The following is a 19,393-nucleotide window of genomic DNA, read 5'->3' on the forward strand; positions in this document are numbered from 1 at the left end:
GTTGCGGGGCAACCAAAACGGTAATGGGGGGGGGCTTGGCGTGTCACGGGCCGGCTGAAGTCCGCGTGCGGGATGTTCTCCTCGGAGGCTTGTGCCTGATGAGCCCCGGTATGTAGGAATGCGCGGAGGTGTCCCGATGGACGCGGGCGACGGCGAGCGGAATCAGTCCGGTGACATGCCGCCTCCCAAGGGGGAGAGGCCACCGGCTCCGGCCGCCCCGCCGGAGGGCGGGGCGCCGTTCCCTACCCCCGTGTCTGCCGGGCCCGACCCGGACGAAGCCGGGCCCGGTCCGCTGGCGCGGTTGCGGACGGCCGTGGATTCCGCCGTGGCGGCGGGGCCGCCGCCAGGCCCGTCACGCCCCGGGTTCTGGCGCAGCCCGCTGCGGGGGCCGTGGCTGACCGCCGTCTTCGGACTGATCCTGCTGGTCGGCATCACCGTCCTGTTCGTGACGGGCCTGTTGTCGTACGCCGCCTACAACCCGGACCTCGCGCCGGTCAACGACCAGACGCCCGACAAGGGGTGGCTCGGCTTCTACCTCTTCTCCTGGCCCACCTCGCCGTACTGGCTCTACCGCGTGACCCAGGGCGTGCACGTCGTCCTCGGCATCGTGCTCGTGCCGGTGCTGCTGGCGAAGCTGTGGTCGGTGATCCCGAAGCTGTTCGAGTGGCCGCCCGTACGGTCGCTCAGCCACGGCATCGAGCGCCTGTCGCTGCTGCTCCTGGTGGGCGGCGCCGGGTTCGAGTTCGCCACCGGCATCCTCAACGTCCAGCTGCACTACATCTTCCCGGGCTCCTTCTACACGCTGCACTTCTACGGGGCCTGGGTGTTCATCGGGGCCTTCGTCGTACACGTGGCCTTCCGGCTGCCCAGAGCCCTCCGCGCGGTCGGGACCCGTCTCGGTGAACCCGCCGCCGGTACCGATGCGGCGGCAGGGTTGGTCTCCCCGAACCCGCAGGCCCCGACCATCTCCCGGCGCGGCGCGCTGGGCATGGTGGGGCTGGGCTCGCTCGCCCTGCTGCTGGTGACCGCCGGCCAGAGCGTCGGCGGTTGGTTCCGGCAGACGGCGCTGCTCGCGCCGCACGGCCAGGACCCGGGCTCCGGGCCGAACGGCTTCCAGATCAACAAAACCGCCGCCTCGGTCGGCATCCGGCCTAGCGACATCGGACCCGCCTGGCGGCTGACCGTACGGGGCGCCGGCCGTCAGGTCGACCTGACGTACGAGCAGCTGGCGGCCATGAAACAGAGCGAGTCGGCGCTGCCGATCGCCTGTGTGGAAGGCTGGTCGACCCCCGACCAGCACTGGAGCGGCGTACGGCTCACCGACCTGGCCTCCCTCGTCGGGCTCGGCACACGCACCCCTCAGGTACTGGTCCAGTCCGTGCAGCGGGGCGGCTCGTTCAGCTCCGTAGTCCTCGGCGACAACCAGGCCCGGGACCACCGCTCGCTCCTCGCGCTGCGCGTGAACGGGGCCGTCCTCTCCCACGACCACGGGTACCCGGCCCGCATCATCGTCCCCGGAGCCCCGGGGGTCCACAACACCAAGTGGGTCACCCGCCTCACTTTCGGAGAGCCGGCATGAGCAGCACGACCGCGTTCCGCAGGCGTTACGGCGCCTCACCGCTCCACCTGCTCCTCGTACTCGCCTCCTTCGCCCTCGCCGTCTACGCCGGCCTGCGCTTCCTGAAGGGGGACACCCTCGGCGTGGCCGTGTGGTTCGTCGGCGCCGCCCTCCTCCACGACCTGGTGCTGCTGCCCCTGTACGCGGTGACCGACCGGGCGGCGCAGGCCCTCTTCGAGCGCACCGCCGGGGCCGGGAAGCCCGCGCCGAGGGCGAGCGTCAACTACGTCCGCGTGCCGGCCTTCGTCTCCGGGGTCCTGCTGCTGGTCTGGTGGCCGCTGGTCTTCCGCCAGGTCGGCCACTTCACCGCATCCACTGCCCTCCCGGCGGACGGATTCCTCGCACGCTGGCTTCTGATCACCGCCGGCCTCTTCGCCGCATCGGCCGTGGTCCTCCTCGTACGGACGTGGCGCGGGACGAGGGCGGTACGACGAGCCGCACGGGCTCAGAGGCAGGCGCGCAAGGCCACGAAGTGACGGCCCCCGCCGGTACTCCACCGTTCGGTCGCCGCCCAGCCCGAGGCCTGTGCATGCCGGATCAAGGCGGTGGTACCCACAGCGGCCCAGGGGAACACGCCGCTCACGGGCCGGTGCCCCGCGTGGATCCGGACACGGCGGCGCTCGTCCACATCCTGGGGAGCGGTCTCCACGAGGAGCAGCCCTTGGCCGTGCACCAGATCCCTGATCCGGAGCAGGAGCCTGCGCGGATCACCGCCGATGCCGATGTTCCCGTCGATGAGCAGCGCCGTTCCCCACCGGCCCTCATCGGGTAGTGGTTCGAACACCGAACGGCGCAGGGCGGTGCCGCCCCGGCAGACCGTCGTGATCACTGCGGTCGGACAGACGTCGATGCCCAGGACCGAACGCCCGCGTCCGGCCAGCGCCTCGACGAGCCGTCCCGCACCACAGCCGATGTCCAGTACGCGGCCCCGACAGCGCCGGAGTACCGCCCGGTCACTGGAGTCCGCCCGCGCACACCACCGCTCCAGGTCCAGGGGAAAGCACCAGCCCTCGGCATCGCGTAGGGAGAGGTCACCGTGCTGCACGTGGATCGCTTCCGCATAGGGGCGGATGTTCCAGTCCTTGATCTCTTGGGCGGTCATCCTCCATGTCTCGCCACACAGGGCGCGCGGGGTCTGCCGGGGGCGGTCGATTCCACCCGAACGGACCGTGGCCAGAGATATACGGGGAGCCGGTGATGCTCGTACTCCCGCCCGGGGAACCGCAGCTCAGCGCGGGGAGCGGCCCTGGTGGGGGCTGGCGCTCAGGCCGGGCAACGTCCCTCGGCGTGGCCGACTCCGAAGCCGTCCGAAGGTCTGACATAGGCGATTCGATCAGGAGGGGGATCGCGCCGCCATGCGGGCGGGACCGGCCATTCCGCGACTGCGTGCCGCTTTTTACAAGCGTTGCGGCGCGTCCTGGGCCATGATCGCGCCGCCACCTCTCGTGGTGATCAACATGCCTGTGATCAGGGGGAGTCGAGCCATGCCCGAAAAGACCCGCACCACCAGAACCCGCAGTACGATCTGGCGCCGCACACTGGCGGCCGGCGTGGTCCTGGCGGCCACCGGTTCCATCCTCGCCGCCAGCCCGCACCCCGCCGAGGCGGCGCTGCCCACGCAGTCGATAGCCGACCCGGTGCACTACTGGAACGACGTCCTCCAGGGTGTTTTCCGTCAGGTGGAGGGCGGTCCGGTCCCGATGGCGCGGGCGGCCGCGATGATGAACGGCGCGATCTACGACGCGGAGAGCTCGTACCAGGCCAAGTGGAAGGGCCCGATGACCTCCGCGGCCTACATCCACGCGGAGGCCTACGCGGGCTGGATCCAGGGGCCGGACGAGGAGGAACGCGTCATCGGCCGCACCGCGTACAACATCCTGCTCAACCTCTACGGGGTGAACCGGCCGAACAAGAACGCCCCCGACTTCACGGCCTACCTCGACAAGCGCTTCGAGGAGCGGTTCGGGACCAAGCCGACCAGCGGCGATCTTCTGGACATCACCATCGTCAGCGGGATGGTCAACCAGATGATGAACCTCCGTGCCAATGACGGTTCGGATGACGCCTCCAGCTACACGAGCGAGAACACCAGGCCGGGGGCCTGGCGGCCCACGGGCAACTATCCCGACATGCCCGACTCGAAGTGCGCGACGGACGGCAATGCCGTCAACGCGGCCTGGGGCCAGGTCAAGCCGTTCTCGCTGAGCTCCGGCTCGCAGTTCCGTCCCACCACGCTCGCGCAGTTCGGCACGTACGAGAACCTCGTGGCGAGCCCCGAGTACAAGGCCCAGGTCGAGGCCGTCCGGACGGCCGGCGCGGCCGCCCCCACCGCCGCCACACCGGTGATCAACCGGACCGCGGACCAGTTCAACGCGGCTTGGTTCTGGGCCAACGACAACGACGGTACGTACAAGCCCCCGGGGCACATGCTCCAGGCCACCCGGGAGGTTTCCAAGGCCCGAGGGCTCAGCACGTACGCCAACGCGAAGCTCTTCGCGCTCGTCTCGATCGCCCTCGCCGACACGGGCATAGCCGTGCGCGATGCGAAGTTCTCCACCCCGATCGACCTGTGGCGGCCCGTCTCCGCGATCCGCGAGGGCGGCCTCGACCCCCAGTGGAAGCCCCTCCTGAAGAACAAGGACGGGGTCAACGTCAACCCGTGCTTCCCCGCCTACGTCTCCGGCCACGCCTCCTTCGGCGCGGCCTGGGCGGGCATCATGAAGCGCTACTTCAAGACGGATAACATCGCTTTCGATCTCACCACCGACGAGCCGAACGCCCCCGTCAAGCAGCGCCACTTCACCAGCTTCAGCGCCGCCGCCAAGGAGGACGCCGACAGCCGCGTCTGGCTCGGCGTCCACTACCCGTGGGACGCCACCGACGGCCTGATCCTCGGCGACAAGGTCGCCGAACAGGTCTTCACCACCAAGCTCCGCACCTTGTGACGCCCGCCGCGGGGCGGGGTCCTGTACCCCCGCCCCGCGGCGTGGGAGGCTGGAGCCACCCGCTTCTCCGTCCCTGCCAGGAGCCACGCTCATGATCCGCCGTTCCCGGACCGGGCCGCTCTCGCCGCTCATCGTCTTCGGCGCGGTCCTGACCGCTGCCGGAGCGGCGATGTACCTGCTGCCCGGCCCGGGCTTGCCGCTGCTCGCTCTCGGGGCTTTCGTGCTCGCGGCAGGCGCCCCCGTGTGGGTGGCTGCTCGACACCGCTGACCTCAGGACCTGCCGGCAGGACGTAAGCATTCCGTCATCCGGTCCGGTCTGGCATCCGCGCGGTCCGGCACGCTTGAATGCGGGCTACACACTCGTGAGGAAGAGGCTTCGGTGACGGCAGACAGAGGGCGGCGCGGCAGGATCGTGCTCGGTGCGGTGATCGCGGCTGTGGTGCTGCTGGGCGCCGGGCTGTACTGGTTCCAGCCGTGGAAGCTCTGGCAGGACGACACCGTCCACGAGGCGTTGCCGTCCGCCGCGCCCGCCGCAGGGGCGCCGAGCCCAGTGCCGTCGGCTGCCGCGTCCACCGCGCCGCCCGTCGCGGCCGGCCCGCAGACCATCGCGCAGGGCACCCTGATCAGCCACGAGCACACCACCACCGGCACGGTGAAACTCGTCCGGCTCGCGGACGGCTCGCACACCCTGCGCCTGGAGAACCTGGACACCAGCAACGGCCCGGACCTGCGGGTCTGGCTCACCGATGCCCCCGTCAAGGAGGGCGAGGCCGGCTGGAGCGTCTTCGACGACGGCAAGTACGTCAGCCTGGGCAAGCTCAAGGGCAACAAGGGCGACCAGAACTACGAGATCCCGGCCGACGTGAACCTCGCCGACTACAGCAGCGTCACCATCTGGTGCGACCGCTTCGACGTCTCCTTCGGCGCAGCAGCCCTCAAGACCGCCTGACAGGGATACCCGTCACCGACCCGGATGCCGCCCCCCCGCTTCCGCGGTTCGGCATCCGGGTGGTGTCGGCATTCCCCCCGTGCACTGATCCTGCCCGTCCGGGACGCGACGGCGCATTGCCGGTGACCGGCAGTCTTTACGGCGTCTTGATGCCGATGGCGGCTCCCCGTGCGGCGCGTGTCACCCTGGTCCCCGCGCCAAGGACTCATCAGGGGCGCGTCAGGATCGGGGGACGGCCGTGGCAGACCGGAAAGCACCAGAGAATCATGTGGCGGGGTATGCCGAGATCCTGCTGGATGCATGCGCCACGGGCCGTCGGCTGACCCGAGCCGAGCTGGAGTCCCGCCGTACGCACGGCGAGCGGGCGGCGGAGGCCGGACTGCCGTTGCGCGGGCTGATACGGGAACACCTCGCCGCGGCCCAGGAGATCCAGCCCCGATTGGCCTCCGGCGCGGTGGGCTCCTTGCTGGCAGTGGTGGAGCAGGCGGTGGACGCCTTCGCCGAGGGCTACGAACGGGCCCAGCACCACGCGGTCCGCCAGGAGGAGGCCGCGCGCCGGGAGTTCATCGACGACCTCCTGTACGGCCGCAGCGACCTGGGCCGCCTCGCGGAGCGCGCCGAGCGCTTCGGCCTGCGGCTCTCCCAGGCCCATGCGGTCGCCGTCGCCGCCGGGCCCGAGCCGTACGGTGACGGCTACCCGGTGGCCCGAGGGATCGAGGGAGCGGTCCTCGCCCGGTTCGGCAACCGGAAGATCCTTCTGGCCACCAAGGACGGCCGGCTCGTCTGCGTGGCCCCCGGCGACCAGCCCGACGTACTGGCCTACTTCGCCAAGCGGGCGTACGCGGCCACCGACGGCGGCCGCGTCGCCATCGGCCGCTCCCACCCGGGCGCGGGCGGCGTCGTCCACTCGTACGAGGAAGCCCTCAACGCGCTCGACCTCGCCGAGCGGATGCGCCTGGAAGGCCCGGTGCTGCACGCCGCCGACCTGCTGGTCTACCCGGTCCTCACCCGCGACCGGCAGGCCATGGCCGACCTGGTGGAGAGCATGCTCGGCCCCCTGCGCCAGGCCCGCGGCGGCGCCGGGCCGCTGCTGGACACCCTGGCCGCGTACTTCGACAGCGGCTGCGTCGCCACCGAGGCGGCCCGCCGCCTCTCGCTGAGCGTACGGGCCCTGACGTACCGGCTGGAACGCATCCACACCCTCACCCGGGCCGACCCCGCCGACCCCCAGCACCGCTACACCCTGCAGACCGCGGTGATCGGCGCCCGCCTCCTGGGCTGGCCGGGCACCGGGTCCTGAGCACAGCCGTGCCGGGGGCGCTATTCGGCGGTGGTACGTCGTGACCGACGGCGGCGACGCCGCAGCCGGTCTCCGATCTCCCCGATGGCCGCCAGAAGAGCCGCGCTCGCGGCGCAGGCTACGGGGGAGGCTTCTCGGCCGGCGAGGGCGGATATGCCCCACAGGATCACGGTGAGCGCGCCCCACCAGAGGGCTATCGAGGTGGGCTCCTTGGTTTGGGTGAGCCGGTTGGCGGTCATGCGGATCAGGCTCCTTCTCGGTGCTCAGGCCAGGGCGAAGTAGCGCAGCCACAGGTACACGGCGGCCACGGCGACCGTCACGGCGGTGACGACGAGGCCGTACTTGGTGAACTGCCAGAAGGTGATGGGGGTGCGGTTGCGTTCGGCGATGCCGAGGACGACGACGTTGGCGGAGGCGCCGATGGCGGTGGCGTTGCCGCCGAGGTCGGCGCCGAGGGCGAGCGCCCACCACAGCACGTGGTCGGGGTCGCCGCCCATGTCGGTGACCAACTGGTCGGTGACGGGGGCCATGGTGGCCACGTACGGGATGTTGTCCACGATGCCGGACAGGACGGCGGAGCCGCCCAGCAGCAGCATGGAACCGCCGAGTTCCGCGCCGCCGATGGCATCCGCCAGGGAGTCGGCGAGGGTGCCGATCACGCCGGTCTCGATGAGGGCGCCGACCATGACGAACAGTCCGGCGAAGAAGGCGAGGGTGGGCCATTCCACCTCGCCGAGCACCTCGCCCGTCTCGACCTTGGAGATCGCCACGAGCAGGCCGGCGCCGAGCAGGGCGACGACGCTGGGCTCGTAGTGGAGTACAGGGTGCAGGACGAATCCTGCGACGACCAGGACGAGGATGCCCAGACCCTGGGCGAGCAGCCGCGGGTCGGTGATCGCCTCACGTTCGCGCAGTTCCATCAGCTCGGCGGCGCGCTTCTCGTCGTAGACGAAGTGCTTGGCGAACATCACCCGGCACAGCAGCACCAGGACGATTATCAGCACCGCGCACAGGGGGGCGAGGTGGACGAGGAAGTCGTTGAAGGTGAGGCCGGCGCGGCTGGCGATGATGATGTTGGGCGGGTCGCCGACGAGGGTGGCGGTGCCGCCGATGTTGGAGGCGAAGACCTCGGCGATCAGGAAGGGTGCGGCGGGCAGCCGCAGCCGGTCGCACACCAGCAGGGTGACGGGGGCGACCAGCAGCACGGTCGTGACGTTGTCCAGCAGGGCGGAGGCCACCGCGGTGATGACGACCAGCATGGTCATCACACGGAACGGGCGGGCTCTTGCTCTCTTCACCGACCAGATCGCCAGGTATTCGAAGAGCCCGGTCCGCTTCAGTATGCCGACGATCACCATCATGCCGAGCAGCAGGAAGATGACGTTCCAGTCGATGCCGGTCTCAGCCGAGTGGAACGCTGACACGTCAATCGGTCGCGCCGATGGCCAGCATGAGTGCCGCGCCGCCCAGGGCCGCCGCGACGCGGTGCACCCACTCGGTGATGATCAGGAGGTAGGTGCCGGCGAAGACGGCGACGGCGGCCCAGCTCTGCCAGTTGCTCACGCCTGCCCGCCCACGTCGAGCAGGTGCCGCATGAGCCGTGCGGCCGAGACCACCCCGACCAGCCGGTTCCCCTCGCCCTCCCGTTCCAGCACCGCGACCAGCGGGACATGGGAGCGGGCCATGACGGCCGCGATCTGGAGCGTCCCGGCGTCCGGGCCGACGTACAGCGGCTTGAAGCTCCGCCGGGGCAGCCACTCGGCAACGGTCTTGCCCACCAGCTCCTCGGCCAGGGCGTCGGCGTGCCGTTCGTCGATGACGGCGGCCAGTAGCGGGTCTTCCATCACGTACTCCGGCACCAGCTGCCGTACCAGCTGGGATCAGGGCACGAGGGCGTACGGGGTGCCGTCGGTGTCCAGGACGAGGAGCGCGGGCAGGTTCTGCTCGGCCACCAGCCGTACGGCATCGACGGCCTGGTCGTCGGTCGTCACATGGGGGTAGGGCTCGGCGAGATCACGGGCTGGCATGGTGCCTCTCCTGGTCGGTTGTACTGTGCGGGCTGGGGACGGCGGGGGTCGCGGGCCGGCGGTCGGGGAGCTCGGCGAGGTCGTCGACGTGGAACATCCGGGCGATCGGTACGTCGGTGCTGCTGTGGGCGATGATCGAGAAGGCGATGCAGACCGCGATCAGCGTGTACGCGGCCTCGCCCTGCGGGATTCCGGCCTGGAGCACCAGCAGCCCGTAGACCACGGAAGCGAAGCCCTTCGGGCCGAACCATGCGGCGACCAGCTTCTCCCGCTGCTCGACCCTGGCGCCCAGCAGCGACACCAGCAGCGAAGCGGGCCGGATCAGCACGATCGCCAGCACCACCGCCACGTACCCGCCCACCGACAGCTCACCGAACAGCTGCGGCGTCAGCAGGGCTCCGAAGACCAGCAGTGCGGCGAACTTCGCCAGCTCCGCCAGCGCCTCGCCGAGCGGCTCGAACACCGTCTTGGCGTCGGGCGACACGGAGGCCAGCACGGCACCCGCGGAGAACGCGGCCAGGTACGGGTTGGCGTGGGTGAGGTGGCAGGCCGCGTACAGGATGATCCCGGTGGCCAGCGGCAGCAGCGGCTGAAGCTTCGGCTCCGCCCCCAGCAGCCGGAGCCGCACCAGAGCCGCGACCCCGAGCGGAAGCACGGCGCCGAAGGCCAGCCCCATTCCGAGCTCCAGGGCGATCTCCCCGATGGATGCCTGGGTCCGCCCGGAGGTCGGGCCGGCCGCGGCGATCAGGACGAGTACGACGGGCAGGGCAAGACCGTCGTTGATGCCGCTCTCCACGTTCAGCAGCTGCCGCAGCTTCGCCGGGACCTCCCGGCGCCCCACGATCGCCGAGGCGAACACCGGGTCCGTCGGCGCGAGCACGGCGCCCACCAGGAACGAGGTCGTCCAGTCCAGCCCCACCAGGTAGTGGGTGATCAGGGCCATCCCCGCCATCGCCAGCGGCATTCCCAGCCCCAGGGCCCGGGCCGGGTTCTTCCAGCTCTGGCGCAGCTTCGGGAAGGAGACGTGCATGCCATCGGTGAACAGCACGGAGAAGAGCGCGAGGTCGGCGGTGACGGAGACGATCTCGCTGTCGGCCGTAATGTGGACCAGCCCGAGGAACCCGTCACTGACGAGGGCCCCGCCGAGCAGGAAGAGAAGGGATGTCGACAGCACCGTGCGGGCGGCAAGCCCGGAGAGCAGCACCGCGATCAGCAGAGCCGCACCGAAGACAGCGACGAGCACCATGGCAGTAGCCCCGATCTGCGAAGAGAGTTGTCCCCTGTTCGCCGACCAGGCTTCCCGGCACACCACCGGCTACTTTATACAATCCTTACGTGTCTTTAACGGGTCTCTGACGGCAGCGGCGGGCGCCGGTTGTTGCCGGGATCCGGCATGAACGTGCCACGCGGAGTCCCTCCATCGTGGGCGTCCGCACCAGAGAGGTACCCATGAACGGCAACCCGGCGTACCACGCCATCGCCCTGGCAGCGGCGACCCTGCTCCTGCTCCCACTCCCCGTGCTGATCCTCGCCGGCTGGACCCCGCGGCAGTTCACCTCGCGGGCCACAGCCCGCTCGTACGCCTACGCGCTCCTGTGCCTCTATGCCCTCGCGGCGCTCAACGCCATCCCCCGCATGCTGGACGCGTCCGCAGCCGTGGTCACCGCGTGCACCGCGGCCGGTATGGCATTCAGCGGTGCGGCCGTCGCCTGCCTCGCCCGTGTCGCTTGGACCGGCCGGCGCGCCACTACAGAGATCGGCGGCTGACCGGCCGTGCTCGGCAACAGCGTCCGCTCCTGGGTCCGACGGCACCTCACAGAGTTCCGCCTCGCCCTCGTCCTCGTGACGGTGGGCGGCCCCGCCGCTCTGGCGGGGGCCGCCCTCAAGACGTTTGCAGGCTCGGGCGTCCCGCTCCTGATCGTCGGCCTCTCCGCCCTCACGACCGGCCTGGTCATGCTGGGCTCGGGAGTGCAAGGTGCGAGGACCCACTGAACCCGCGGGCAGAACGCCTAACCCTGGCTGATCGCAGCGACGAGCTGGTCGCCGGTGTAGGCGCGCCCGCCGATTCCCCAACCGCCGTCCGGGGCGTTGACGATGTTGACCCAGATGTCCTCCCTGTCATGGCCGTCGACCGTGAGTGATGTGGCGATGTCCGTCGCGTTCGCGATGAACGCGGCGCGGGCCTGCGGAGTGCCCAGGCCGATGTTGGGCAGCTTCAGCTCGATCATGACCACCGGGCGGTTGACGCCCCCGGCGTAGATGTCTTCGGGCGAGAGGACGTGCACGGTTCCTCCGACCATGGGGCTGAAGAAGCGGTTGCCGGTCAGCCCGCTCGCCTCGATGAGTGCGGCGGTGAGCCGGGGGAGAATCTCGCGTTCACCGGTGGCTGTGAGGGTTCCGCGCGGCGCTGTGACGGTGATCGGCATGGAGGGTGTGCTCCCTGTCTGAGGAAAACGGTCTCTGTCGAAGTGGTGCGGCGATGGCCAATTGTTAGCTAGTACGTCCGTACTACTCTCCGCACTCTGCATTAGGATGGCCGTCCTAGTCAAGGGAGAAGGGTGGCCGGGCATGGCGAAGGACACGCGGGAGCGGATGGTTGCCGCCGCAGTCGTCGCGTTGCAGCAGCGCGGTCTGGAGGGGATGTCGTTCACCGATGTGCTCGCCCGAAGCGGTGCGGCACGTGGGGCGATCTACCACCACTTCCCGGGGGGAAAGGGTCAGCTGGCGGCAGAGGCGGCGGCCCAGCACGGCCGCGATGTCCTGGCTCACATGGCCGAACTCTCCGGCTCCACGCCCCGGGCGGTCGCGGAGGCGTTCGTCGACTTCGCCCGCCCGGTCGTCGAGGCGTCAACCCGCGGCAGCGGGTGCGCCATTGCCGCTGTGACCCTGTCGGCGGACGGGAGCGGCCACGAGCTGTGCCGGGTGGCGGCCACCGCATTCGCCTCTTGGTCCGGACGGCTGGCGGAGGCCCTCGCCGAATCCGGACTCTCGCACGAGGACGCCGAGGACAAGGCAGCCCTGCTGATCAGTCTGCTCGAAGGGGCCCAGGTACTCAGCCGCGCGGCAGGCGGTACGGCCCCCTTCGACCGTGCGGTCCGTGCCGCCTTGCCCCTGTTCGACGCGAAGGTCTAACCGGCCCCGGAGGTGGCCTCCGCCTCCACAGCGGTTTCCGTGCGCAGGTGTGCGGCCAGCAGGAGCTCGGCGGTTGACCGCGCGGTCAGGGCGGCGGCAGGGGAGTGATCCAGGTATGCCGACGTGATGGCTCCGTCGCACAACTGGACAAGTGAGGCGACCAGGGTGCCGTCCTCGCCGGCCCCGAGCGGTCCCAGCAGGCGGGTGAACAGGGCGGGAAGCCAGGTGCGGTCGTCGGCGATGGCGGCCCGGATGCCCTCGTGATGGGGGTACTCGGCTGCGGCGTTGGTGAACGGGCAACCCCGGAAGCCGGGGTCCTGGAACGCCTCGTGGAAGACGTCGAAGACCGTCAGGACTCTGGTCAGCGGATCCTGCGTCCTTACCGCCACCTCCTGCGCCACATGCGTCCGCCAGCGACCGCTACGACCTCGGAGGTAGGCCTCCACCAGGTCTTCCTTGGTCCGGAAGTGGACGTACATGGAGGACTTCGAAACGCGGCTCTCGGCGATGACGCGATCGATTCCAACCGCGTGGATGCCTTCGGCGTAGAACAGCGCGTCCGCGGTGGCGAGCAGCCGTTCCCGTACCGGCAGGGTCCCTGCCTTCATTCCCATGCCCCAAGTATCGAACAGACAGATCTGTTTGACAACGCAGGCAGGCGTCCTTAGCTTGATCGCATCGAACGAACAGGTCTGTTCGATCTGACTGCAAGGAGCCTCCATGTCCCGCGTGCACCTCATCGACCCGGCCACCGCGACCGGCAACGCCGCCGAACAACTCGCTGCCACCCAGGCCACATTGGGTGTAGTCCCGAACATGGCCAAGGCGATGGCCCACAGCCCGGCCGCCCTCAAGGGCTTCCTCGGACTCTTTGGCGCACTGAAGGACGGCGTGCTCTCCGCCGGCATGCAGGAGCGGATCGCCCTCGCGGTGGCCGAGCTCAACGGCTGCAGCTACTGTCTGTCCGCCCACACGATGGTCTCCCGCAACGTCGCCCAGCTCCCCGAGGAGGAGATCGAGGCCGCCCGGCAGGGCACCAGTTCCGACCCGAAGGCCGCCGCCGTACTGCGACTCGCGGTCGCGATATCGGAGAACCGGGGCCGGATCGGCGACGAGGCCTTCGCGGCGGCCCGTGAGGCCGGGCTGACGGACGAGGAGATCGTCGAGGTGATCGCCAACACCGTCCGGAACATCTTCACCAACTACGTCAACGAGGCCCTCGACGTCGACGTCGAATGGCCGCTCGTGACGCCGTACGCCCGCGCTGCCGTCTGATCCCCGGACTGCCCGGCGGCGCCGATCGGCGGAGCCGGTGCGGCCCGGGCGGTGCGGGTTCCACCATCCTTTCGGCGCCGCGGGCGATTCACACGGTCACGGGTTCAGCCCGCCAGGAACGACAGCCGTGGATCAGTGAGGTTCGGGGCGATCTCGATGATCTCGGCCGAGACGACCTCGTGGGCGACGAACGGATCGGCCGCTACGCGCTGCTGCAGGTCGTCGAGCGTCGTGTTGTGGGCCAGCACGGCGCCGCCCTGGCCGGGCTGTATGCCTCCGATGAGCAGGAAGATCCCGTCCTCCATGCCTTGCTGGATCCATGCCTGATGGCCTGCCGTGTGATCGGGAGCCTGGCTCTTGTTGGCCGCAAAGCGGAGCAGGACGACGAACACGGAATCTCCTTCGGTTTGCTGGTGGTGTGGTAGGTCGGCTCAGGGGTGGGAGCTCGGTGACAGCCGATCCGCGATGCGCTCGTCGAGCCAGTCATGGAGGCGATCGACCTCCCGCTGCACGAACTGGCCGTCGTGGAAGGCGTTGGACAGCGTGGCCACGCCTTGGCTGAAGGCCAGGACGTGCAGCGCGAAATCGTCGGCTTCGACCGTCCATCCGAGTTCCTCGAACTGTTCCCGAAGCCACGTCCGGAACAGGTCGAAGACGGCGACGGCCTGGGGGCGTGAAGGATGACCGAGCTTGGCGAGTTCGGTCGTGAGGGTTCCGACCGGGCAGCCGTAGTTCTGGATGTCCGCACGGTTGGTGATGACGATCTCCACGAACCGTCGCACCCGCTCAGCGGGACCCGGCTCGTCTCGGCCCCACTCCGCGAGCATCGCGCGAGTGCTCTGGAGCCGGGCCTCGATGACCGCGCCGAGGATCTCGTCCTTGGTCTTGAAGTGGTGGTAGAAGTTGCCCCGCGAGATGCCCACCGCCGCGGCGATCGCCGCGAACGAGGCGTGCTCGAAACCCTGCTCGTAGAAGAGCCGGTTCGCTGCATCGACGATCTGCGCTCGCGTACCCGTGTTCCCAGCCAACGCGCAACCCCACAGCCCTCAGCCAGTCCTAGTGCAAGCGCCCTAGTCGCGGATGCCACTCTAGGACAAGTGTCCTAGGCGGCGTCAAGGTGGAGTGATTCAGTGGCGCCCCGGGCTTCGTCGACGAGTCCGGCACAGTGGTGCGCGGACCGGACCGCCTGCGTCAAAGGCGCGTAAAGATTGCCGGTGGCAGGCAATGTGCGAGGGCCGTACCCGGTGGCAGGATGCCGGTGTCCGGCGAGAACACCGGTCAGACAGGGGAGGTGCTCATGGGCTTGTTTCTAGGTCTCGGCATCGCAGGGATCGTCCTGCTGGTCTGCTCGCTGGTGTTCGACGGGGTGCTGGAGGGCGTCTTCGACGGCGCCCTGGACGGGCTGTTCGACGGGTGGTTGTCGCTTCCGGTGGTCGCGGGCTTCGTCTCGATGCTCGGTTTCACGGGGGCGATCGTGCTCGGGTCCACCGGACTCGGGCCGGGGGCGGCGGCCACCGCCGGAGCGCTCGCCGGTACGGGGGCCGGCTGGGCGACGTACCGGCTCAGCCGGGCCCTGCTCCGGGACGGCAGCGGTGACGCCCCGCGCCAGGACGACCTCGTGGGGTCGGCCGGGACAGTGGTCACGGCCATCCCCGCGGACGGCGGTTACGGCGAGGTCCTGGTCCGGCTGGCCGGCCAGCCGGTCAAGTACTCCGCAATCACCGAGGGCGGCCCGCTGCCCCGGGGCGCCGAGGTGTGGGTGACGGCGGTCCCGTCGTCCACCTCGGTCAGCGTCCGCGCCGTCGAGCGCTGACGAATCCTTTCTTCCATCTGCTCTACGGGAGTTGTGTCATGAGCCCTGTCGTCACCGCCATCGTGGGGGTGGTCGTACTCCTCGTCCTGCTCGCCCTGGTCGTCGTCACGCGCTACAAGGTCGCCGGGCCCAGCGAGGCGTTCATCATCACCGGCCGGCGCGGCAAGAAGTCCACCGACCCGGAGACCGGCCGGATATCCACCGACACCACCGGACAGAAGGTCGTGGTCGGCGGCGGGGTCTTCGTCGTCCCCTTCGTGCAGCAGCGCTATACGCTCGACCTGTCCAGCCGTCACATCCCGATCGCCGTACGTGGCGCGGTCACCCTGCGCGGCATCAAGGCCAACCTCGAAGGCGTCGCGATCGTCAAGGTCGGCGGCAACGAGGACGCCATCCGGGCCGCCGCCCAGCGGTTCCTCCAGCAGCAGGACGGCATCGTCGGCTTCACCCAGGAAGTCCTCTCGGGCGCCCTGCGCGCGATCGTCGGCCGCATGTCCGTGGAGGACATCATCCGTGACCGTGCCGCCTTCGCGGGGCAGGTCGCCGAGGAGGCCGAGGCCAGCCTGTCCGGGCAGGGCCTGGTCCTGGACGCCTTCCAGATCCAGGACATCACCACCGAGGGCTCCTACCTCGAAGACCTCGGCCGTCCCGAAGCCGCACGCGCCAAGCAGGAAGCCGACATAGCCGAGGCCAACTCCCGCCGCGCCGCCGAGCAGGCCCGCCTCAAGGCGGAGGAGGAGATCGCCGTCGCCGAGCGCACCCTGTACCTGCGCCAGGCGGAGATCAAGGCCGAGACCGACGCGGCGGCCGCCCAGGCCAACGCTGCCGGCCCGCTCGCCGAGGCCGACCGCCAGCAGCAGATCCTCGCCGAGCAGGAGAAGGTCGCCGAGCGCCAGGCCGCCCTGACCGACCGCCAGCTCGACACCCAGGTCCGCAAGCCCGCCGACGCCCGCCGCTACGAGGCCGAGCAGGAGGCCGAGGCCAAGCGCGTGGCCCGCGTCAAGCAGGCCGAAGCCGAACGCCTCGCGGCCATCGCCGCCGCCCAGGGCGAGGCGGAGCGCGCCCGGCTCACGGGTGAGGGCGAGAAGCAGCGCCGCTCAGCCCTGGCCGAGGCCGAGGCCATCGAGGGCGCCAAGCGCGGCGAGGCCGAGCGCGCCCGGCGTGCCGCGATCGCGGAAGCCGTACGCCTGGAGGGCGACGCGGAGGCCGCCGCCATCCTGGCCAAGGGATCGGCCGAGGCGGAGGCGATGCAGAAGAAGGCGGAGGCCTTCGAGACGTACGGCGACGCGGCCATGATCCAGATGATGGTCGAGGCCCTGCCCCAGGTCGTGGCCAAGGCCGCCGAGCCCCTCGCCGCCATCGACAAGATGACCGTCATCTCCACCGACGGTGCGAGCAAGCTCTCCCGTACGGTCACCGACAACGTCGCCCAGGGCATGGAGCTCCTGAGCTCCACCACCGGCGTCGACCTGGCCCAGCTCCTGAAGGGCCTCACCGCTCCGAAGGCTTCCGCCGCACCGGAGACGCCCGCCCTGAACGGGAAGATCGAGATCACCGGCTGACCGACTGGTGACACCACCCGTGAGGCCCGCTGCCAAGCAGCGGGCCTCACGGCGCGGCGGGAGAATGGTTCCGTGGCGTACGACGAAGGTCTGGCCCAGCGGATCCGGGAGCGTCTCGGCAACCCGCCGGGCGACCGGCCCGCCCTCACCGAGAAGCGGATGTTCGGCGGTCTTAGCTTCCTGCTGCGCGGCAACATGACCGTCGGCGTGGTCGGCGACGAGCTCATCGCCCGCGTGGGTCCGGAGGCGGCCGAGGCGGCCCTCGCCCGCTGGGAGGCGCGCCCCATGGACTTCACCGGACGCCCGATGCGCGGCTGGGTGACGGTCGGCGGGCCGGCCCTGGCGGAGGACCCCGTCCCGGAAGTCTGGATCACGACGGCGCTGGCGTTCGCCGAAACCCTCCCGCCCAAGTGAGGGCCATCCTGAGTCCTCCAGCCGGGGCTTGAGCGCCGTCCGTGTTCTGCGGCTGGTCGCGGTCGGTGTCGGGTCACCACTCGCTGATGAGCGCTGTCTCTGGTTCGTGCTGCTGCCAGGCTTCGGTGAGGCGGATGAGGCGGGCGGGGGCGGCGATGCCGCGCACGGCTGCGATCTTGTCGTCGGTGACGTCGAAGGTGACGGCGCCCAGGACCTGGTCGCCGAGGACGAAGAGGATGGCGGGGGCGCCGTTGACGAGCGCGTAGTGGAGGGCGGGCGCGCCGCCGGCGAGGCGTCGCTTCGCCGGCGTGGGCTTGAAGCCGCCCCGCATGACGGCGGCGACGCGCTGCGGAGTGTCGTACCGCAGCAGCTTCTCGGCCAGGCCGGCGCCGTCGGAGAGCGCGATCACGTCGTCGGTGAGCAGTGCCACCAGCCGTTCGGTGCGGCCCGAGGTGGCAGCGGTCAGGAATTCCTCGATGATCCTGCGCGCGGTCGCGGGGTCGACTTCGCTGCCGCCGCGGCGGCGCGTGGCGGTGATGCGGGTCCGGGCGCGGTGGAGGTGTTGCTGGCTCGCGGACTCGGTGATGTCGAGGATCTCGGCGATCTCGGCGTGGCCGTAGGAGAACGCTTCGCGCAGGATGTAGACGGCCCGTTCGACGGGTGAGAGGCGTTCCATGACGGTCAGCATGGCCAGGGAGACCGATTCGCGCTGCTCGAAGGTGTCGGCCGGGCCGAGCATCGGGTCGCCGTCGAGGAGCAGTTCGGGGAACCAGGCCCCGGCGGTGCGTTCGCGGCGGGCCTGTGCCGAGCGGAGCCGGTCGAGGCACAGGTTGGTGGCGACCTTGGTCAGCCAGGCCTCGGGCACCTTGATCTGCTGCCGGTCGGCGGCCTGCCAGTGCAAGAACGCGTCCTGCACGATGTCTTGGGCGTCTGCGGCGGAGCCCAACAGCCGGTACGCCAGCGAGGCCAGCCGGTTCCGGCTGGCCTCGAAACGGCTGGTGTCGAAGCGGTCCACGGCAATGCTGTCCATGCGGGCCACCCTAGGCGGCTACGCGACTGCCTTCTCGGCGGGGGAGTGCTGGGCGGCGGTCAGGTGGCGCTTGCGCGTGGGCATGCAGAAGGTCGGGTGCGAGTTGGTCCACAGCGACATCTTGAGGATGCCCGCCTTGATCCGTGCGGCCTTGCGGCCGCCCATGTACTTGGGCTTCGCCTGCGCCTCGTGGTCGACCATCTGCAGGATTCCGTCCTGCCGCCCGAGGCTGATGTGGTTGCCCGGGTAGTCCAGCTTGACGTGTCCGATCTTGCTGCCGGTGAGGTGTCCCACGATGGCCTTCATGGCCTGCATGCCGGTGTAGCCGGCCGACGCACAGGACATCGGCAGCGGCAGGCCGTTCTCGCCGATCGTGAAGACGCTGTCGCCGACGGCGTAGACGTTCGGGTGCGAAAGCGAGCGCATGGTGCGATCGACGAGGATCCGGCCGTTGTCAGTGACCTCCAGCCCTGCAGCAGCAGCGATGGGGGCGACCGCGAACCCGACCGTCCACACGGTTGCGTCGGACGCCAGGGAGGTGCCGTCGGTGCACAGCACTCGCGTTGCTTCGACGGATTCGACGCTGGTGTGTTCCAGGACGGTGATGCCCAGCCGGTCGCAGGCCTGGCGCAGGTGGCTGCGGGCTCCGGCGGAAAGCTGGGTGCCGAGCTCGCCGCGGCCGACCAGCGTCACCGACAGGCCGGGCCGGGACTCGGCGATCTCGGTAGCCGTCTCGATGCCGGTCAGCCCGTCGCCGACGACCAGCACGTTCCCGCCTTCGCCCTGCTCCTCCAGGCTGTCCAGGCGATCGCGCAGGCGCAACGCCGAGGGGCGGGAGGCGACGTCGAAGGCGTGCTCGGCCGCGCCGGGGACGCCCCTGTCGTCACCGTGGCTGCCGAGGGCGTAGAGAAGCGTGTCGTAGCCGAGTTCCCCGTCGGCGTCGGCCACGGTGACGACCTGGCGCTCGGGGTCGAGGGCGATGACCCGGGCGAGGCGCAGCCGAATTGGGGTGCCCGCGAAGATATCGACGAGCTTCTGGGTCTCGATCTCCTGGCCGGCCGCGAGCTGGTGCAGCCGCAGCCGCTCGACGAAGTCCGGCTCGGCGTTGACGACGGTGATCTCGATGTCCGCCGGGGACAGCCGGCGGGCCAGGTTGCCGGCCACGTAGGCTCCGGCATAGCCGGCACCGAGGACGACGATGCGGTGCTTCATGTGCTGCTCCTGTCGGTTCGCTTGCTCTCGGGGAGTTGAGCGGGACAGGCCCCCGATTCCTGACAGGAACAGCATGTGACGTGGGTCACGGAGCCTAGGGGGGTCCGCTCGGCTGC

Annotated in this window: 24 protein-coding genes and 1 pseudogene; 13 read left to right on the forward strand and 12 right to left on the reverse strand. The window is 70.2% G+C overall.

Features of this window, described 5'->3' with window-relative positions:
- Positions 1-313 precede the first annotated feature (313 nt).
- Both OG625_RS20985 and OG625_RS20990 read left to right on the forward strand, forming a co-directional pair.
- Positions 314-1,579 (forward strand): molybdopterin-dependent oxidoreductase, encoded by a 1,266-nt coding sequence (locus tag OG625_RS20985; protein WP_329390826.1) that lies wholly within the window; start codon positions 314-316, stop codon positions 1,577-1,579.
- Entirely contained in the window at positions 1,576-2,094 is a 519-nt protein-coding gene (locus tag OG625_RS20990) for a hypothetical protein (RefSeq protein WP_329383245.1), read from the forward strand. Before OG625_RS20985 ends, OG625_RS20990 begins: the two co-directional genes overlap by 4 nt.
- Here OG625_RS20990 and OG625_RS20995 read toward each other — a convergent pair.
- On the reverse strand, positions 2,064-2,720 hold the full coding sequence (locus tag OG625_RS20995) for a class I SAM-dependent methyltransferase (RefSeq protein WP_329383248.1): 657 nt from the start codon (positions 2,718-2,720) through the stop codon (positions 2,064-2,066). The genes OG625_RS20990 and OG625_RS20995 overlap by 31 nt on opposite strands.
- Before the next feature lie 382 nt (positions 2,721-3,102).
- Here OG625_RS20995 and OG625_RS21000 point away from each other — a divergent pair, with 382 nt between their 5' ends.
- From OG625_RS21000 to OG625_RS21015, 4 genes are all read left to right on the forward strand, one after another.
- Positions 3,103-4,563, forward strand: coding sequence for a vanadium-dependent haloperoxidase (locus OG625_RS21000; protein ID WP_329383251.1), 1,461 nt, complete (start codon positions 3,103-3,105; stop codon positions 4,561-4,563).
- Positions 4,564-4,654: 91 nt separating this feature from the next.
- On the forward strand, positions 4,655-4,831 hold the full coding sequence (locus tag OG625_RS21005; protein WP_329383253.1) for a hypothetical protein: 177 nt from the start codon (positions 4,655-4,657) through the stop codon (positions 4,829-4,831).
- A gap of 111 nt (positions 4,832-4,942) precedes the next feature.
- Positions 4,943-5,512 (forward strand): DM13 domain-containing protein, encoded by a 570-nt coding sequence (locus OG625_RS21010; protein WP_329383256.1) that lies wholly within the window; start codon positions 4,943-4,945, stop codon positions 5,510-5,512.
- 238 nt (positions 5,513-5,750) lie between these two features.
- Positions 5,751-6,812 (forward strand): PucR family transcriptional regulator, encoded by a 1,062-nt coding sequence (locus tag OG625_RS21015; protein WP_329383258.1) that lies wholly within the window; start codon positions 5,751-5,753, stop codon positions 6,810-6,812.
- A 20-nt stretch (positions 6,813-6,832) separates the two neighbouring features.
- Here OG625_RS21015 and OG625_RS21020 read toward each other — a convergent pair whose 3' ends face one another.
- The 5 genes and pseudogenes from OG625_RS21020 to OG625_RS21040 form a co-directional block, all read right to left on the reverse strand.
- Complete coding sequence (locus OG625_RS21020) at positions 6,833-7,051, reverse strand: hypothetical protein (RefSeq protein WP_329383260.1); 219 nt, start codon at positions 7,049-7,051, stop codon at positions 6,833-6,835.
- A gap of 24 nt (positions 7,052-7,075) precedes the next feature.
- A pseudogene (locus OG625_RS21025) lies at positions 7,076-8,375 on the reverse strand (SLC13 family permease).
- On the reverse strand, positions 8,372-8,656 hold the full coding sequence (locus OG625_RS21030; protein ID WP_329383262.1) for a CBS domain-containing protein: 285 nt from the start codon (positions 8,654-8,656) through the stop codon (positions 8,372-8,374). The pseudogene OG625_RS21025 and the gene OG625_RS21030 overlap by 4 nt, the downstream one beginning before the upstream one ends.
- Positions 8,657-8,692: 36 nt before the next feature.
- Positions 8,693-8,839, reverse strand: coding sequence for a hypothetical protein (locus OG625_RS21035; protein ID WP_329383265.1), 147 nt, complete (start codon positions 8,837-8,839; stop codon positions 8,693-8,695).
- Entirely contained in the window at positions 8,826-10,085 is a 1,260-nt protein-coding gene (locus OG625_RS21040) for a cation:proton antiporter (RefSeq protein WP_329383268.1), read from the reverse strand. The genes OG625_RS21035 and OG625_RS21040 overlap by 14 nt, the downstream gene beginning before the upstream one ends.
- Positions 10,086-10,288: 203 nt before the next feature.
- Between OG625_RS21040 and OG625_RS21045 the strand changes: the two genes are divergently transcribed.
- Complete coding sequence (locus OG625_RS21045; protein WP_329383270.1) at positions 10,289-10,606, forward strand: hypothetical protein; 318 nt, start codon at positions 10,289-10,291, stop codon at positions 10,604-10,606.
- Between the two features lie 6 nt (positions 10,607-10,612).
- Entirely contained in the window at positions 10,613-10,831 is a 219-nt protein-coding gene (locus OG625_RS21050; protein WP_329383272.1) for a hypothetical protein, read from the forward strand.
- 17 nt (positions 10,832-10,848) lie between these two features.
- Here the strand turns inward: OG625_RS21050 and OG625_RS21055 are convergent, their stop codons facing one another.
- A complete protein-coding gene (locus OG625_RS21055; RefSeq protein WP_329383275.1) occupies positions 10,849-11,265 on the reverse strand; it encodes a tautomerase family protein in 417 nt (138 codons plus the stop codon).
- A gap of 142 nt (positions 11,266-11,407) precedes the next feature.
- Between OG625_RS21055 and OG625_RS21060 the strand changes: the two genes are divergently transcribed.
- Positions 11,408-11,971, forward strand: coding sequence for a TetR/AcrR family transcriptional regulator (locus OG625_RS21060; protein ID WP_329383278.1), 564 nt, complete (start codon positions 11,408-11,410; stop codon positions 11,969-11,971).
- Here OG625_RS21060 and OG625_RS21065 read toward each other — a convergent pair.
- Positions 11,968-12,585 (reverse strand): TetR/AcrR family transcriptional regulator, encoded by a 618-nt coding sequence (locus OG625_RS21065; RefSeq protein ID WP_329383281.1) that lies wholly within the window; start codon positions 12,583-12,585, stop codon positions 11,968-11,970. The genes OG625_RS21060 and OG625_RS21065 overlap by 4 nt on opposite strands.
- Positions 12,586-12,691: 106 nt before the next feature.
- On the opposite strand from OG625_RS21065, the gene OG625_RS21070 reads away from it, so the two are divergent.
- Positions 12,692-13,246, forward strand: coding sequence for a carboxymuconolactone decarboxylase family protein (locus tag OG625_RS21070; protein ID WP_329383284.1), 555 nt, complete (start codon positions 12,692-12,694; stop codon positions 13,244-13,246).
- A gap of 104 nt (positions 13,247-13,350) precedes the next feature.
- Here OG625_RS21070 and OG625_RS21075 read toward each other — a convergent pair whose 3' ends face one another.
- Positions 13,351-13,638: a YciI family protein gene (locus OG625_RS21075; protein ID WP_329383287.1), complete on the reverse strand. Its 288-nt coding sequence runs from the start codon at positions 13,636-13,638 to the stop codon at positions 13,351-13,353.
- 39 nt (positions 13,639-13,677) lie between these two features.
- Entirely contained in the window at positions 13,678-14,274 is a 597-nt protein-coding gene (locus tag OG625_RS21080) for a TetR/AcrR family transcriptional regulator (RefSeq protein ID WP_329383291.1), read from the reverse strand.
- 269 nt (positions 14,275-14,543) lie between these two features.
- Between OG625_RS21080 and OG625_RS21085 the strand changes: the two genes are divergently transcribed.
- From OG625_RS21085 to OG625_RS21095, 3 genes are all read left to right on the forward strand, one after another.
- Entirely contained in the window at positions 14,544-15,059 is a 516-nt protein-coding gene (locus tag OG625_RS21085) for an NfeD family protein (protein WP_329383294.1), read from the forward strand.
- A gap of 38 nt (positions 15,060-15,097) precedes the next feature.
- Positions 15,098-16,621: a flotillin family protein gene (locus tag OG625_RS21090; protein ID WP_329383297.1), complete on the forward strand. Its 1,524-nt coding sequence runs from the start codon at positions 15,098-15,100 to the stop codon at positions 16,619-16,621.
- Between the two features lie 72 nt (positions 16,622-16,693).
- A complete protein-coding gene (locus tag OG625_RS21095) occupies positions 16,694-17,035 on the forward strand; it encodes a TfoX/Sxy family protein (protein ID WP_329383300.1) in 342 nt (113 codons plus the stop codon).
- A gap of 73 nt (positions 17,036-17,108) precedes the next feature.
- Here OG625_RS21095 and OG625_RS21100 read toward each other — a convergent pair whose 3' ends face one another.
- Together OG625_RS21100 and OG625_RS21105 are read right to left on the reverse strand one after the other, a co-directional pair.
- Positions 17,109-18,065 (reverse strand): sigma-70 family RNA polymerase sigma factor, encoded by a 957-nt coding sequence (locus OG625_RS21100; protein ID WP_329383303.1) that lies wholly within the window; start codon positions 18,063-18,065, stop codon positions 17,109-17,111.
- Between the two features lie 18 nt (positions 18,066-18,083).
- Positions 18,084-19,277, reverse strand: coding sequence for an NAD(P)/FAD-dependent oxidoreductase (locus OG625_RS21105; protein ID WP_329383307.1), 1,194 nt, complete (start codon positions 19,275-19,277; stop codon positions 18,084-18,086).
- Positions 19,278-19,393: the final 116 nt, after the last annotated feature.

Source organism: Streptomyces sp. NBC_01351 (genome assembly GCF_036237315.1).
Classification (GTDB): Bacteria; Actinomycetota; Actinomycetes; order Streptomycetales; family Streptomycetaceae; genus Streptomyces.

Excerpts from the sequence above, each read along its gene's own strand:
- OG625_RS21060 (WP_329383278.1), top strand. The coding sequence starts at position 11,408 with ATGGCGAAGGACACGCGGGAGCGGATGGTTGCCGCCGCAGTCGTCGCG.
- OG625_RS21040 (WP_329383268.1), bottom strand. The coding sequence starts at position 10,085 with ATGGTGCTCGTCGCTGTCTTCGGTGCGGCTCTGCTGATCGCGGTGCTG.
- OG625_RS21005 (WP_329383253.1), top strand. The coding sequence starts at position 4,655 with ATGATCCGCCGTTCCCGGACCGGGCCGCTCTCGCCGCTCATCGTCTTC.
- OG625_RS21085 (WP_329383294.1), top strand. The coding sequence starts at position 14,544 with ATGGGCTTGTTTCTAGGTCTCGGCATCGCAGGGATCGTCCTGCTGGTC.
- OG625_RS21030 (WP_329383262.1), bottom strand. The coding sequence starts at position 8,656 with ATGGAAGACCCGCTACTGGCCGCCGTCATCGACGAACGGCACGCCGAC.
- OG625_RS21090 (WP_329383297.1), top strand. The coding sequence starts at position 15,098 with ATGAGCCCTGTCGTCACCGCCATCGTGGGGGTGGTCGTACTCCTCGTC.
- OG625_RS20995 (WP_329383248.1), bottom strand. The coding sequence starts at position 2,720 with ATGACCGCCCAAGAGATCAAGGACTGGAACATCCGCCCCTATGCGGAA.
- OG625_RS20990 (WP_329383245.1), top strand. The coding sequence starts at position 1,576 with ATGAGCAGCACGACCGCGTTCCGCAGGCGTTACGGCGCCTCACCGCTC.
- OG625_RS21035 (WP_329383265.1), bottom strand. The coding sequence starts at position 8,839 with ATGCCAGCCCGTGATCTCGCCGAGCCCTACCCCCATGTGACGACCGAC.
- OG625_RS21055 (WP_329383275.1), bottom strand. The coding sequence starts at position 11,265 with ATGCCGATCACCGTCACAGCGCCGCGCGGAACCCTCACAGCCACCGGT.
- OG625_RS21020 (WP_329383260.1), bottom strand. The coding sequence starts at position 7,051 with ATGACCGCCAACCGGCTCACCCAAACCAAGGAGCCCACCTCGATAGCC.
- OG625_RS21100 (WP_329383303.1), bottom strand. The coding sequence starts at position 18,065 with ATGGACAGCATTGCCGTGGACCGCTTCGACACCAGCCGTTTCGAGGCC.
- OG625_RS21070 (WP_329383284.1), top strand. The coding sequence starts at position 12,692 with ATGTCCCGCGTGCACCTCATCGACCCGGCCACCGCGACCGGCAACGCC.
- OG625_RS21045 (WP_329383270.1), top strand. The coding sequence starts at position 10,289 with ATGAACGGCAACCCGGCGTACCACGCCATCGCCCTGGCAGCGGCGACC.
- OG625_RS21105 (WP_329383307.1), bottom strand. The coding sequence starts at position 19,277 with ATGAAGCACCGCATCGTCGTCCTCGGTGCCGGCTATGCCGGAGCCTAC.
- OG625_RS21000 (WP_329383251.1), top strand. The coding sequence starts at position 3,103 with ATGCCCGAAAAGACCCGCACCACCAGAACCCGCAGTACGATCTGGCGC.
- OG625_RS21065 (WP_329383281.1), bottom strand. The coding sequence starts at position 12,585 with ATGGGAATGAAGGCAGGGACCCTGCCGGTACGGGAACGGCTGCTCGCC.